Source organism: Streptomyces sp. NPDC101194, from assembly GCF_044767885.1.
Lineage (GTDB): Bacteria > Actinomycetota > Actinomycetes > Streptomycetales > Streptomycetaceae > Streptomyces.
Genome location: NZ_JBIWOS010000005.1, coordinates 524,886 through 539,369, shown reverse-complemented (window position 1 = coordinate 539,369; position 14,484 = coordinate 524,886). Strand labels below are relative to the sequence as shown.

General features: G+C 71.4%; 10 protein-coding genes. All 10 read left to right on the top strand.

What is annotated here, in order from left to right; all coding sequences use genetic code 11:
• The first annotated feature begins 29 nt into the window (after positions 1–29).
• The 10 genes from ACIRP2_RS22085 (at position 30) to ACIRP2_RS22040 (ending at position 14,438) form a co-directional block, all read left to right on the top strand.
• Positions 30–350: a HypC/HybG/HupF family hydrogenase formation chaperone gene (locus ACIRP2_RS22085; protein WP_404252725.1), complete on the top strand. Its 321-nt coding sequence runs from the start codon at positions 30–32 to the stop codon at positions 348–350.
• Positions 347–1,474: a hydrogenase formation protein HypD gene (hypD, locus tag ACIRP2_RS22080; RefSeq protein ID WP_404252723.1), complete on the top strand. Its 1,128-nt coding sequence runs from the start codon at positions 347–349 to the stop codon at positions 1,472–1,474. Before ACIRP2_RS22085 ends, hypD begins: the two co-directional genes overlap by 4 nt.
• Positions 1,475–1,490: 16 nt before the next feature.
• Entirely contained in the window at positions 1,491–2,588 is a 1,098-nt protein-coding gene (hypE, locus tag ACIRP2_RS22075; protein WP_404252921.1) for a hydrogenase expression/formation protein HypE, read from the top strand.
• A gap of 309 nt (positions 2,589–2,897) precedes the next feature.
• Positions 2,898–3,932: a pyridoxal-phosphate dependent enzyme gene (locus tag ACIRP2_RS22070; RefSeq protein ID WP_404252721.1), complete on the top strand. Its 1,035-nt coding sequence runs from the start codon at positions 2,898–2,900 to the stop codon at positions 3,930–3,932.
• A gap of 2 nt (positions 3,933–3,934) precedes the next feature.
• Complete coding sequence (locus ACIRP2_RS22065) at positions 3,935–5,161, top strand: MFS transporter (protein ID WP_404252719.1); 1,227 nt, start codon at positions 3,935–3,937, stop codon at positions 5,159–5,161.
• A 59-nt stretch (positions 5,162–5,220) separates the two neighbouring features.
• Complete coding sequence (locus tag ACIRP2_RS22060; RefSeq protein ID WP_404252717.1) at positions 5,221–6,294, top strand: ornithine cyclodeaminase family protein; 1,074 nt, start codon at positions 5,221–5,223, stop codon at positions 6,292–6,294.
• Between the two features lie 11 nt (positions 6,295–6,305).
• Complete coding sequence (locus ACIRP2_RS22055; protein WP_404252715.1) at positions 6,306–7,121, top strand: class I SAM-dependent methyltransferase; 816 nt, start codon at positions 6,306–6,308, stop codon at positions 7,119–7,121.
• Positions 7,118–10,417, top strand: a complete 3,300-nt coding sequence (locus ACIRP2_RS22050) for an amino acid adenylation domain-containing protein (protein WP_404252713.1) — start codon at positions 7,118–7,120, stop codon at positions 10,415–10,417. The genes ACIRP2_RS22055 and ACIRP2_RS22050 overlap by 4 nt, the downstream gene beginning before the upstream one ends.
• Positions 10,414–12,168: an AMP-binding protein gene (locus ACIRP2_RS22045; RefSeq protein ID WP_404252711.1), complete on the top strand. Its 1,755-nt coding sequence runs from the start codon at positions 10,414–10,416 to the stop codon at positions 12,166–12,168. Before ACIRP2_RS22050 ends, ACIRP2_RS22045 begins: the two co-directional genes overlap by 4 nt.
• Positions 12,165–14,438, top strand: a complete 2,274-nt coding sequence (locus ACIRP2_RS22040) for a M20/M25/M40 family metallo-hydrolase (protein WP_404252709.1) — start codon at positions 12,165–12,167, stop codon at positions 14,436–14,438. Before ACIRP2_RS22045 ends, ACIRP2_RS22040 begins: the two co-directional genes overlap by 4 nt.
• Positions 14,439–14,484: the final 46 nt, after the last annotated feature.

The following is a 14,484-nucleotide window of genomic DNA, read 5'->3' as shown; positions in this document are numbered from 1 at the left end:
CAGGTGACCAACCACAGCGAGGAGAAGCCATGTGCCTGGCGGTGCCCGGCAGAGTGCTGGAGATCGAGGAACGGGACGGTACCCGCATGGCCACCGTCGATTTCGGCGGAGTGGTCAAGGAAGCATGTCTGGAGTATCTGCCGGACCTCCGGGTCGGCGACTACGCCATCGTCCACGTGGGTTTCGCCCTGCAGAAGCTGGACGAGGAATCGGCCCGGCAGACCCTGGAACTCTTCACCCAACTCGGACTTCTGCAAGAAGAGTTCGGCGATCCATGGGAAATGGCGGCCGAGGCGGGCGGAGCCCCGCCGCCCGGCTCGGGTGAGACACCGCAGGAGGCGCGGCAGTGAAGTACATCGACGAGTTCCAGAACCCCGAACTGGCCCGACGACTGCTCGACGAGATCCACTCCACCGTGACCAGGCCGTGGGCCCTGATGGAGGTCTGCGGCGGCCAGACCCACACCATCATCCGGCACGGCATCGATCAACTCCTCCCCAATCAGGTGGAATTGATCCATGGTCCGGGCTGCCCGGTGTGCGTCACCCCGCTGGAGGTCATCGACAAGGCACTGGCGATCGCCTCCCGTCCGGAGGTGATCTTCTGTTCCTTCGGCGACATGCTCCGTGTTCCCGGAACCGGCCGTGACCTCTTCCGGGTCCGCAGCGAGGGCGGCGATGTACGCGTCGTCTACTCCCCGCTCGACGCGTTGAAGATCGCTCAGCAGAACCCGGACCGGGAGGTCGTGTTCTTCGGAATCGGCTTCGAGACCACCGCCCCTCCCAACGCGATGACGGTCTATCAGGCGCGCAGGCTCGGCATCCGCAACTTCAGTCTGCTGGTGTCCCATGTCCGGGTGCCTCCGGCGATCGAGGCGATCATGAGGTCGCCGGACTGCCGGGTGCAGGCGTTTCTGGCCGCGGGGCATGTGTGCAGCGTCATGGGAGTGGGCGAGTATCCCGCACTGGCCGAACGCTTCCGGGTCCCGATCGTGGTGACGGGATTCGAACCGCTGGACATCCTGGAAGGGGTGCGCCGGACCGTGGTCCAGCTGGAACGCGGCGAACACACCGTGGACAACGCCTACCCGCGCGCGGTGCGCCCCGAGGGCAACCCGGCCGCGCTGCGCATGCTGGAGGACGTCTTCGAGGTCACCGACCGGTCCTGGCGCGGCATCGGCGTCATCCCCGACAGCGGCTGGCGGCTCTCCCCGCGCTATCGGGACCATGACGCGGAGTACCGCTTCTCGGTGACCGGCATCAACACCCGCGAACCCGCGCAGTGCCGCAGCGGAGAGGTGCTGCAGGGCTTGCTGAAGCCTCATGAGTGCGAGGCGTTCGGCACCACCTGCACCCCTCGCACCCCACTAGGAGCCACCATGGTCTCCAGCGAGGGCGCATGCGCCGCGTACTACCTCTACCGACGGCTGGACATCGACAAGACGGTGCCTGTGGAGGCGATCCCCGTTGTCTGAGACCATCGAGACATCCATGCGCGGCGCCGCGACCGCTGCGGCGGCATCAGCCTCGGGCGTCCCGCTGCCCGATCCCGCGGCGTGGACGTGTCCGGCCCCGCTCCGTGACCACCCGCGCATCGTGATGGGGCACGGCGGTGGCGGCGCCCTCTCCGCAGAGCTCGTCCAGCACGTCTTCGCCCCCGCCTTCGGCGGTGAGACGCTCGCGCAGATGGGCGATGCGGCGTCCGTGCGGCTGGGCGGCGCCCGCCTCGCCTTCTCGACCGACACCTTCGTGGTGCGGCCGCTGTTCTTCCCCGGCGGCAGCATCGGCGACCTCGCGGTCAACGGCACCGTCAACGACCTGGCCATGAGCGGCGCGCGGGCCGCCTATCTGTCCTGCGGATACATCCTGGAGGAGGGCGTCGAGCTCTCCGTCGTGGCGCGTGTCGCCGACGCCTTCGGTGCTGCCGCGCGGCACGCGGGTGTCGAGGTGGCGACGGGGGACACCAAGGTGGTCGAGGCCGGTCACGGAGACGGCATCTTCATCAACACCGCCGGTATCGGCCTCATCCCGGCCGGCGTCGACCTGCGTCCGCAGCGGGTCGAACCGGGCGACGTCGTGATCGTCAGCGGGGCGGTCGGCGTCCACGGCGTGGCCATCATGAGCGTGCGCGAGGGCCTGGAATTCGGAGTCGAGATCGAGAGCGACTGCGCCGCCCTCGGCGGGCTCGTGGAGGCCATGCTCGCGGTCACCCCCGAGCTGCACGTGCTGCGCGACCCCACGCGTGGCGGGCTCGCCGCCTCCCTCAACGAGATCGCGACGGCCTCGGGCACCGGAGTGGTGCTCCAGGAGCGGGCCGTCCCCGTCCCTCCGCCGGTGGCGAATGCCTGCGCCGTCCTGGGGCTCGACCCGATGTACGTCGCCAACGAGGGAAAGCTGGTGGCGTTCGTCCCGCGCGAGAGCGCCGACGCGGTCCTGGAGGCGATGCGCGCGCATCCACTCGGACGGGACGCAGTCGTGATCGGCGAGGCGGTGGCGGCCCACCCCGGCATGGTGGTGGCCCGCACCGGGCTGGGCGGCACCCGAGTGGTCGACCTGCCGGTCGGGGAGCAGCTGCCGCGGATCTGCTGACGGCCGCGTCACGCCGTGCGGGGCCGACGCCCCGCCGCCTGCGGCGGAACCGAACCGGCCAATTCGAGTGGCCGACCCCGCTCCGCGCGCGGTCGGCCACCGGGGCGTACGTCCGTCAGCGCTGGCATCGACACTGCGGGGCGAGGTGGCGCGTGAGGCGTCAAGCGCGCTTCTCGCCAAGCGCGACAAGGGCCCGGAACGAGGGCGTGGTGACACCGGGGGGCGCATGCCTAAAGTCTGAGTGCGCGCAGCGAAGCAGTCCGGTCGAACCACGGAAATGGTCAACGACGCACCGCCCAGGGGGAAGCAGTGCCGCGTGTCGAACCCGTTCTCGCACGGGCCCTGCGTAGGACTCCCTTACTTCACCTGGACGTCGCCCACCGGGGCCGGACGCGACGTCTGGGGCTGAAACTGGAGGAGCGCGGCCCCACCGGATCGGTGAAGGACCGCAGTGCTGTGGGGTTGTTACGGGCGCTGCACGACGAGCGGCCTTTCACCGCGGGGACCGTGGTGGTGGAATCCACCTCCGGCAATCTCGGCCTGGCTCTCGCCCGGCTGCTGCCGTCGATCGACTGTGTCTTCCTCGCGGTGGTCGACCTGAAGACCCCGCACGCCACCCTCAGAACACTCACCGACCGGGGTGCCCGGGTGGTCGTCGTCGACGAACCCGACGGTCAGGGCGGTTACCTGCTGGGCCGCCTGCGCAGGGTGGGCGAACTGTGCGCCCAGAACCCGCGATTCCGCTGGCCCGACCAGTACGAGAACCGGGCCTCGCCCGACATCCACCGCCGCACCACCGGACCCGAGATCACCGAGCAGACCGGGCCGGATCTCGGTGCGGTGTACGTACCGGTCTCCACGGGCGGCACCCTGGCCGGTATCAGCGCGCATCTGCGCGAGCACCGGCCCGATGTCGCCGCGATCGCGGTGGACGTCCGTGGCTCGCTCGCCGTCGCCGGCAACGCCGGACGCCGCCTGATACCGGGCATCGGGTCCAGCCGGCCCTCGGCCTTCCTCCAGGGGCCGCACAGCTACGACCGCGCCGTGCACGTCGACGACATCGAGGCGATCGCCGTCTGCCGCATCCTCGCCGAGGACGTGGGAATCGTCCTCGGGGGTTCCAGCGGCTGTGCCGTACGCGCGCTGCTGACCGACCTGGAGAACGACCGCACGGACGGCCGGCTCCCGGTGTGCCTGGCCGCCGACGGCGGCCGCAAGTACCGCGACACCCTCTACTCCGACGACCGGGCGACCGAGCAGGGCGTCGTCAAGGAGATCACCGCCGCCGTGAAACGGCTGCGCAGCGAAGGACTCTTCTTCGACCGAAAGCACCAGGAGCACTGACCATGGGCACGAGCATCACCCTCGACCGGAGTCGGACGGGGACCGGCTACCGGCAGTTCCTGCCACTGGTCCAGGGCGCCACGCTGATCGAGTGGACCGGTACGGGGCTGTTCCTCGCCGTCTCGACCATCTACTTCGTCAAGGTCGCCCATCTCAGCACCTCGTCCGTCGGCACCGGCCTGACCATCGGCGGAGCCGTCGCCGTCGCCGCCGCCGTGCCCATCGCCCGGCTGGCCGGCCGCTTCGGTCCGAAGCCCGTACTGATCGCCGTGATGCTGCTCCGCGCGCTGGCCACCGTCGGCTATCTGTGGGTGGACGGCTGGTGGAGCTTTCTCCTCGTGGTCGCCGTCATCGCCGTCACCGAGCAGTCCTCGCCCCCACTCGTGCAGTCGTACGTCGGTGCGCGGGCCCCCGAGAGCCTGCGCGCGAAGGTGATGGCCGTACAGCGCACCGTCGTCAACCTCGGCATCAGTCTGGGCGGCCTGATCGCCGGAGCCGCCCTGGGTTCCGGGGCGCCGGGAGCGTTCCGGCCACTGCTGATCGGCGGCGCAGTCGCCTACGTGGTGGTGGCCGCGGTGTACGGCACCGCACGGGGCGAGGAGGCCGCGACCCCCGTCGGGAGCGCGCGTGTCGCGGAGCTGCTCAAGGACCGCCGGCTGCTGGGCTTCACCGCGTACAACGCGCTGGTTTCGCTGTGGATGCCGGTGCTCAACGTGGCCTTCCCGCTGTGGCTCGTCACCGAGACCGACGTCCCGGAGCGCTACGTCGGCATCCTCTACGCCGTCAACACCGTGCTGTGCATCGCACTCCAATATCCGCTCAACCGCTTCTACAGCACGAGGCGCCGGGCGTGGTACTCGTACGCCACCGCCGCGCTGCTGCTCGCACTCGGTGCCCTGGCCTTCGCCGCCGCGCCGGGCTTCGGGGCGCGGGAGGCACTGCTGGTCCTCGGCGCCGCCGTCGTCCTCCTGACGTTCGCCGAACTGCTCCAGGTCGGCGCCTCGTGGACACTCTCCTTCGACCTGGCACCGGAGCGGGCGCGCAGCGCCTACCTGGTGCTGTTCAACACCAGCCGGACGGTCGCCAACCGGGTGGCCGGCCCGGTGCTGATGACCGGCGTCGTGCTCGCCCTCGGCACGGCCGGCTGGATCGCGCTCGCCTGCGTACTGCTGCTGGGCACGCTCGTCCCCCTCGTGATGCTGCGCGGGCCGCGTGGCACCGGCGGCTGAAACGCCCCGTCCGGACCGCCCCACCCTTCCGATTCCCTCGTCAAGGAGCTCCGCCCGCCATGGACTTCGAGCAATACCCCGACAGCCACTTCCGCTATCTGACCCGTGCGGACGTCATCGAGGCGGCCCGCGGCGTGGACATCGTGGCGGCGGTGGCCGAGGCGCTCACGCTGCACCGCGCCGGCCGGACCGTCCTTCCCGAGGAGGCCTACCTCGGCTGGACCACCCCTCGGGGCGACTCGGCCCGGCTGCTGGCCATGCCCGGTGCCCTGACGGAGACCGGCGGGCCACCGGTCATCGGCATGAAGACCATCAACGCCTCGCTCGGCAACCCGGGCCGCGGCATACCGCGTTCCCAGGGTTTCACCCTGCTCCTGGACCCGGAGACCGCCCGCCCCCTCGCGCTGATGGAGGCCGCGTACATCAGCGCGATGCGGACCGCGGCGGTGACCGCGCTCGCCGCACGCCACCTGGCCGTTCCCGAACCGCGGCAGCTGGCTCTCCTCGGATGCGGGGTGCTGGCACAGGCGCATGCCTCGCTGTTGCTGCGCACCGTGCCCTCGCTGCGCCGCATGGCCCTGTACGACGTGGCACCCGACCGTGCGAAGTCCGTCGCCGAGTACATCGCGTCGCTCCCCGGAGCCGACGGCATCGAGACGGTGCTCGCCGACGGTCCACGGGCAGCCGTTCGCGACGCCGAACTCGTCGTGCCCGTCACGACGGTGACACAGGGATACATCGAGCCCGACTGGCTGCGGCCGGGAGCACTCGTCTGCCACGTCTCGCTGGACGACCTCACCGAGGCTGCCGTGCTCTCGGCCGGAACGGTGATCGTCGACGACTGGAGCCTGGTCCGTGACGACCCGCGCCGACTGCTGGGCCGGATGCACCGGGCGGGAACCCTGCTCGGTCCCGACGGCACCCCGCGCGAAGGCGTCACCGCGCGACCCGGCGCCCGTCGCGTCGACGGCACGCTCGGCGATGTGCTGGCCGGGCGGCACCCGGGCCGACGGGCCCCGGACGAGGTCGTGATCAGCAACCCGTTCGGTATGTCGATCCTCGACGTCGCCGTCGCCGACCGCATCCGTGCCCGCGCCGAAACCGCCGGTCTGGGCTCCCGGCTCACTCTCTGAGGGGGATCCGCATGACCATCGATCGGAACGTCCAGGAGATCAACCGCACCATGTGGTCGTACGGCAAGTACCGGCATGTCGCAGATCTGCTGCGGCCGGGCGCCGAGGAGCTGGTCGACCGGCTCGCCCCCGCACCGGACACCCGTCATCTCGACGTCGCCACCGGAAACGGCAACGTCGCGCTGCTGTCCGCCCTGCGCGGCTCCGTCGTCACCGGGCTGGACCTGACCGACGAGTTCTTCCCCGACGCGCGTGAGCGGTTCTCGAAGGCCGGTGTCGAGGTGGAGCTGCACCGCGGCGACGCGCAGGAGCTCCCGTTCCCCGACGCCACGTTCGACCTGGTGACTTCCACGTACGGGATCCAGTTCGCACCGGACCACGCCGCGGCCGCCGGCGAGATGGCGCGAGTGCTGCGGCCCGGCGGCCGGATCGGCATGTGCAACTGGACGGCGCGCAGCTGGACCGCGCACTTCCAGGAGATCCTCTCGGCCTACTTCCCCTCGCCCAACGGTCACCAGGGCCAGCCCATGCTGTGGGGCTCGCCGGACCATCTCGCCGAACTGCTCGGCCCCGGATTCACGATCACGTCCGAACGCCGGGAACTCTTCTACCCGTTCGCCACGGCCGAGGACCTGGTCGCCTTCTTCGAGAACTGCTTCGGGCCCTGCATCGCGGCGAAGAACACCATCTCGCCGCCCTCGCGCTGGAAGGAACTGAGGGCGGAGATGGTCGAGATGACCGAGGACTTCCACACCACCGACGACCGGGGCACGGGCGTGCCCGTCGACTATCTGCTCGTCGTAGCGGAGAAGAAGGGGGCCCGGTGACCGGCCTGCCCGAGCACTACCCGAAGCTGCCGCTGGCCGAAGGGGCGCGGGAGCGGGCCCTCGCCGCGGCGCTGACCCGCAGCGAGCCGTACGAGCTGCGCGAAGGAGTCCACGCGTACGTCGACCGGCATGCGGCCACGCACCCGGACCGCACAGCGATCGAGAACGGCGAAGTCTCCGTGAGCTACGCCGAGTTGGCGGAGCACATGCACCTCATCGCCGCACAGCTGGCCGCTGCCGGGGTCACGGTCGGACAGATCGTGGCGGTGGGCGGCCGGCGCGGCGGCGACGTCATCACCGCCTTTCTCGCGCTCGAACTGCTGGGCGCCGTCTATCTGCCGGTGGACGCCGGCTGGCCCGCCGCCCGCGTCGAGTCCCTGCTCACCGACAGCGGCGCCGTCCTGCTGCTGACCACCGGCGGACCGGCGGACAGCGGCGAACTGGTCAAGGGAGCGCGGGCGGCCGGGGTCCCCACCGCGACGCCGCGACCGACGGGCACCGCGTACACCCGGACCGCCCCGCCCGCACCCGACGAGGTCCGCTACGTCCTCTACACCTCGGGGTCGACCGGCCGCCCCAAGGCCGCGATCGTCGAGCACCAGGGGATGCTCAACCATCTGTGGGCCAAGATCGACGACCTCGGGCTGACCGCGGACGACCGGCTGGCGCAGACCGCGCCCCTGGCCTTCGACATCTCCGTCTGGCAGATGCTCGCCCCTCTGCTCGTCGGTGGCCGCGTCCAGGTCTTCGGCGACGAACAGGCGCAGGACGGCGTGCTGCTGCTGGAAGGGCTGCGCAGCCGCGGAACAACGGTGCTGGAAACCGTACCCACCCTGATCCGCTTCCTGCTCGACGCCCACGCGGGCGCGGGCACGAGGCCCGGTGCGCTGCGCTGGATGATCACCACCGGTGAGGAGCTGCCGCCCGCTCTCGCCAGGCGGTGGCACGACGCCATGCCCGGCATCGGACTGCTCAACGCCTATGGTCCCACCGAGTGTTCGGACGATGTCACCCATGCCGTACTCGGCTCACCGGCCGCCGGGGTCCGCCACCTGCCGATCGGCACGCCCATCGGGAACGCCGAACTGTACGTGTTGCGTGCCGAGGAGGGGGAGTGGCACGCCTGCGCGCACGGGGAGACCGGGGAACTGTTCGTCGGCGGCGTCGTCGTGGGCCGCGGCTACCTCGGTGATCCGGAGCGCACCGCCCTCGCCTTCTTCGCCGACCCCTTCGACGACCGCGGTGGGCGCCTCTATCGCACCGGGGACGCCGTGCGCGTACTGCCGGACGGCGGGCTGGAGTACCTGGGCCGGGTCGACCGGCAGGTGAAGCTCGGCGGCGTGCGCATGGAGCTCGCCGAGATCGAAGCGGTCCTCGGCGGCCACCCCGGCATCGCCGCCTGTGCCGTCGTTCTCCACACTCCCGAGGACGCGGTCGCCCTCGTGGCCCGCGAGAGCGCCCACGCCCCCGCCGCCGCACAGCCGCCGCGGCTCGTCGCGTATGTGAGCGCCACCGGAGACGAGGTGGCCGAGAAGGCTCTCCGCGCTCATCTGGGCGAGCGGCTCCCCGCGCCGATGGTCCCGCACACCTTCGTCGTCCTGCCCGGCCTCCCGCTCACCCCGAACGGTAAGACGGACTACCAGGCGCTCCCCGTACCACCGCGCCGTACCCGCCCCGACAGCCGCCCGTACACAGCACCGCGCGGCGAGGCGGAGAGTGCCGTCGCGGCCCTGATCGCCGAACTCCTCGGCACCGGGCGCGTCGGCCGGAACGATGCGTTCCTGGAGCTGGGCGGTGACTCGCTGCTCGCCATGCGGCTCGTCGCGGCGCTGCGTACGAAGGGGTCGGTGGCCGGCCTGCGCGACGTGCTGCGCGACGGCAGCCCCGCCGCGCTCGCCGCACTCGGCGGCCACCGACCCGAGCGGGCCGCCGACGTCCGACCCGAGCGGGCCCCGGACGCCCCCCGGACCCGGCCGCTCACCCCGCAGCAGGCCGGGGTGTACTTCCACTGGCGTCTCGACCCGCTCAGCCCCTACTACAGCTATCAGGGCTCCCTGGAGCTGGACGGGCCGCTGGACGTGACACGGCTGGCACGGGCCTGGCACCTGCTGCTCGCCGAGAACCCGCTGCTCCTCGCCCGGTTCGCCGAGACCGACGGGGCGGGCGGGCAGGAAGTGGTGCACCACTACCCGCACTGGGACGTACCGCTGCCCGTACAGGCCCGCGACATCACCCCCGAAGGTTATCGAGCGGTGGCAGCCGAGGAAGCGGCAAGGCCCTTCGACCTCCTCGCCGAGCCCGCCCTGCGCACCGAGCTGTTCCGACTGCCGGACGGACAGCACCGGCTGCTCGTCACCATGCATGAACTGCTCCTCGACGGCTGGGGCGCGACCGTGCTCTTCCAACGGCTTGCCGAACTGTACGAACAGCAGCCGCCACAACCCGACGCGGAGCGCGCCACCCGGTACGACCGCTATCTCGACCACCTGGACGCGCGCCTCGCCACCGAGGAGGTCGCCGAGGCGGGGGAGTACTGGCTGCGCCGGCTCGCGGGAGATCTCCCGGTACTGCAGATCGCGCAGAAGCAGCGGCCCGCCACCCCCACCTACCGGGGCGCGATCACCGAGACGGTCCTCGACGAGCAGCTGTCCCGGCGGCTGCGGGACACCGCGCTGTCCGCCTCCGCGACCGCGTTCGTGCCGTTGCTGGCCGCCTACGCACTGGCTCTGAGCTACTACGGCGACGCCGACGAGGTGATCGTCGGCGCGCCCATGGCGGGCCGGGAGCGGCCGGAAGCGGCCGATGTCCCGGCGTTCGTGCTCGCCATGCTGCCGCTGCGCCTGCGCGTCGAACCGGCATCGACCCTCACGGAGTTCACCGCGCAGGTGCGGGAGACGGTGTACGACGCCTACGCCGCGGCGGAACACCCCTTCGGCTGGACACTGCGACGGCTTCCGGCCGCCTCACGCAGCTCCTCGGCGACGCCGGTCTTCCAGACCATGCTCAACATGCTGCCGTACCCGGCCCGCGCCACCGCGGCGGCGGACGTCGCCTTCCGCTTCGTCGAGCTGGACACCGGCTGCACCAAGTACGACTGCGCGCTGTACGTCCAGCCGCACGGCCCCGGCCGACTGCTGCTGCAGTACGCCTACCAGCAGGAACTGCTCGACGCCCCGGCCGCCCGCAACGTACTGGAATCCACGCTGATCGCGCTGCGGGCCCTGACCGACCCGGAGCGCGCGGGGCGCACCACCATCCGTTCCCTCGATCTGCTGCCCGGAGACGATCACCGATGACGACGCCGACCCTGCTGGAACGCTTCGCCGAGCAGGTGGCGGCCCATCCCCGGGCCGTAGCACTGCGCCACAACGGCACCAGCCTCACCTACCGCGAACTCGACGAGTGGAGCGGCCGACTGGCCGCCCGGCTCGCCGCCCGGGGCACCGGCCCCGGCACGCTGGTCGCACTCGCGGCCCAGCGCGGCCCGGCTGCCGTCGCCGGAGTCCTCGCCGTACTGAAGACGGGCGCCGCCTATCTCGGGCTCGACCCCGCGATACCCGTACGACGACAGCGCCGGATGGTCGAGGAGACAGGACCGCACTGCGTGCTGGCCGAGCCCGGCCTCGACCAGTTCCCGACGCTGGACGCCCCCCGCGTCACGCTCGCGCCCCTGACCGAGGGACCGCTGCACCAGGGCCCCGAGCAGGAGCCCGACGAGGACGCGCTGTTCCATGTCGTCTACACGTCCGGAACGACCGGAAACCCCAAGGGCGTACGCATCAGCCGACGTTCGGTCCGCGGGCGGCTGGAGTGGATGTGGCAGGATCATCCGTTCCCGGAGGGCTCGGTGCTGGCCGTCCAGAAGTCCCTGGCCCTGGTCGCCTCGCCGTGGGAACTGCTCGGCGGGCTGCTCAAGGGCATCCCGTCCGTCGTGCTCGGCACCGATGAGCTCCTCGACCCGGTCCTGTTCGCGGCCGCCGTCGAGCAGGAGCGGATCACCCATCTCTTCCTGACCCCGCAGCTGATCGCCGGGCTGCTGGAGGAGAGTGCGAAACGCTCCGGCGGACACCGGCCCGTACTGGTCACCAGTGGCGCCGACACCCTGCCGGTCGAGACGGTCCTGCGCTTCCGCGAGATCTGGCCCGACGCCACGCTCCTCAACCTGTACGGCATGACGGAGACCGCCTCCAACGTCGCCGCCTACGACACCGCCCTCCTGCCCGTGGACGCCGACCGTGTCCCCGTCGGCAGCCCCGTGGCGGGTGCGGTGCTCTCGGTCCGCGACCGGCTCGGCCGACGGCTGCCGCCCGGCGTGACCGGTGAGGTGTGGGTCTCCGGTCCGCCGCTCGCCCTCGGCTATCTCGGCGGTGACGGCGAGGACCGCTTCACCACGGACGGCGACGGAGTCCTTCACTACCGCACGGGGGATCGCGGCCGCCAACTCCCGGACTCCGTACTGGAGATGACCGGACGCGCCGACCATCAGATCAAGATACGGGGCTACCGCGTCGAGCTGGAGGAGATCGAGGCCACCCTGCGCAAGGCACCGGACGTCACCGACGCGGGGGCGTACACGGAGACCGAGGGCGGTGAGGCACGCATCGTCGTCTGCTTCACGGCCGACGAGGAAGCGGCCCCCGCCGCACTGCGCGGATACCTGCGCGAGCGGCTCCCCGACTACATGCTGCCCGCCCGCATTCAGCAGCTCGCCCGCCTCCCGCTGACCACCAACGGCAAGCTCGACCGCACCGCCCTGAGCACACTCGTGAAGAACGCCGGGCAGGAACGGACGGCCGGATTTGCCCCGTCCGACGCCACCGAGGCGGCTGTCGCCGCACTCTGGCAGGAACTGCTCGGCGCCTCACCGGCCTCGGCGGACCAGAACTTCTTCGACGCCGGAGGCCACTCCCTGCTCGCCGTACGGCTCGCCAACCGGCTGGCGAACACGGCCGGCCGACGCGTTCCCCTGCGCCGCATCCTCGGCGCGCCCACCGTCACCGCGATCGCCGCACTGTGCCGCGAGATCCAGCAGGAGGAACGGGCATGAGCATGCCATGGTTGAACATGTCGGGTGAAGAGCCGACGTCGGGCCCGGACGCCACTCTCGTCGTCTGCTTCGCACCCACCGGAGCCCACGGTTCGACGTTCGCGAGCTGGCGGGGCCGGTTGCCCGAGGACGCCGCACTCGCGTTGATCACACCTCCGGGCCGCGGCACCCGGGTCGACGAGGAACCCGTCACCGACATGGCCGCCTACGCCGATGCGGTGGCGGCCGAGGTGCGTGCGTCGCGCGGCGGGCGGCGACTGGTGCTGATCGGTGTGAGCCTCGGCGCGCTGCTGGCCTACGAGACGTGCTGCCGGCTGCTCGACGCCGGAGTGCCGATCGCGCGGCTGTGCGTGGTGGCAGGACAGTGTCCCGGCGACTTCCACGGAGACGGCGGCGAGGTGACGGTGGAGGACGCCCGCGCCTTCGTCACCGGGACCGGACTGACCGACCCGGAGCTGCTGGCGGACCCCGACTTCGAGGAGGTGCTGCTGCCGCCCGTCATCGCCGATCTGCGACTGGCCGCGGGCTACGACGGCGGCCGCACTCCCGTGCCGCACGTCGAATTGCGCGCGGTGTGGGCCACCGACGACCCGCACGTGCCCGAAGTCACCGTACGACGCTGGGCCGACTGGACGCGTGCCGAGTGCACCGCGCGGCCCGTCGAGGGCGGCCACTACGCACACCAGGAGAACCCGGCAGCGGTCATATCCGCCTGCCTGGACGGTCTTTCCGCGAACCGGCCGTCACGCCGCTCCGTGCTCGGCGCCGGTGCGACGGCCGTCGCGGGCACGATGCTGGGGCTCGGCGCGATGGCGTCGGCATCACCCAGGGCATCGGCAGCCGCACCGGCCGCGGGGGGCGACGTCTCCTTCGACGGGGATCCCACCGACCCCGTGGACCTCGCTGTGGCGATGATCCGGCAGAACACGAGTAACCCCGGAGACGGCGCACTCACCCTGCCGTTCGCCCGGATGCTCCAGGACATCTTCCGCGCGGCCGGGGTCGGCACCGAGATCGTGCCCACCCCGAAGGAGGGAAACGTCCACTTCTTCGCCCGCGTACCGGCCGGCGGACCGACCCGGAAGAAGCCGCTGGTCCTCCTCGGCCACTCCGACGTCGTCCCCGCCATCGGCGACAAGTGGACGACGGACCCCTTCGCCGGAGACATCCAGGACGGCAAGCTGTACGGCCGCGGTTCCCTCGACATGAAGGGCGTCAACGCCGCCTTCGTCGCCGCTCTGCTGCGTCATGTGCGCGAAGGTGCCGCCTTCGACCGCGACATCGTCCTCTGGTCCGACTGCGACGAGGAACAGGGACCCTACGGGGTGCGCTGGTTCCTCGCGGAGCACCCCGGCAGGATCGAGGCGGGCGCGGTCGTCACCGAGGGCGGCTGGGTGCTCAACCAGCGCGACGGCCGGACCCCCATGATCGCCTCGCTCACCTGCAACGACAAACGCTCCCTGCTGCTGCGCCTGGAGACCTCCTCGTACGCCACCCACACGTCCAAACCGTTCACCGGACAGGCCGTGATACGGCTCGGCGAGGTGTTGGAGCAGCTGGGGGACTGGCGCGCCCACATCCGTCCCAACGCGCTGTCGCGGCAGTACTTCGCCGAACTCGCCGCGGCCACCACGGACCGGCCGCTCGCCGAGGCGGTGCGCGAGATGCTCGATGCCCGTACGGAACAGCGACGGGACCGGGCCGGCGAAGCGGTGGTACGGCTCAGCGAGACCCCGGAGCTGCACAACGCGATGCTGCGGACCACGCTCGCCTTCACGTCGGCGCAGTCCGGCTACTACCCGAGCATCGTGCCGGGCACGGCGACGGCGGAATTCCGGGCGGCCTTCCTGCCCGGGGCCGACGACCCCGGCCGTGTCGTCGCCGAACTGCGTTCGCTGATCGGCAACCGGGCGACGCTGACCGTGGCCGGCAACCCCGGCGAGAGCGAGCAGCAGGCTCTTGACCGGCTGCGCGGCTATCTCGCGGTGCCCGACTCCAGCTACGACACGGACGTCTTCCGCGCCTGGCGGACAGCCGTCCGCCGGACGCATCCCGGAGTACGGGCCACCGCCTGCCAGTTCGAGGCGGTCACCAGCGCGGTGCCGTTCCGGGAGCAGAACATCCCCGTCTACGGCATGTACCCGTTCACCGTGAACCGGGACATGCTCAAGCGCATGCACGGCACCGACGAGCACATCGGCGTCGAGGCCCTGCGCCAGGGCACGGAAACCGTCTACGAGATGCTGGCGGGACTGCGTACCGGGGTCTGACCGGCCCGGACCGTACGGGCGTGCTCCGCGGCGTGCCCGTACGGTC

What these genes read in the sequence shown, in the direction of transcription:
- ACIRP2_RS22085 (WP_404252725.1), top strand. Translation starts at nt 30, where the DNA reads ATGTGCCTGGCGGTGCCCGGCAGAGTGCTGGAGATCGAGGAACGGGAC.
- hypE (WP_404252921.1), top strand. Translation starts at nt 1,491, where the DNA reads ATGCGCGGCGCCGCGACCGCTGCGGCGGCATCAGCCTCGGGCGTCCCG.
- ACIRP2_RS22065 (WP_404252719.1), top strand. Translation starts at nt 3,935, where the DNA reads ATGGGCACGAGCATCACCCTCGACCGGAGTCGGACGGGGACCGGCTAC.
- ACIRP2_RS22060 (WP_404252717.1), top strand. Translation starts at nt 5,221, where the DNA reads ATGGACTTCGAGCAATACCCCGACAGCCACTTCCGCTATCTGACCCGT.
- ACIRP2_RS22055 (WP_404252715.1), top strand. Translation starts at nt 6,306, where the DNA reads ATGACCATCGATCGGAACGTCCAGGAGATCAACCGCACCATGTGGTCG.
- ACIRP2_RS22045 (WP_404252711.1), top strand. Translation starts at nt 10,414, where the DNA reads ATGACGACGCCGACCCTGCTGGAACGCTTCGCCGAGCAGGTGGCGGCC.
- ACIRP2_RS22040 (WP_404252709.1), top strand. Translation starts at nt 12,165, where the DNA reads ATGAGCATGCCATGGTTGAACATGTCGGGTGAAGAGCCGACGTCGGGC.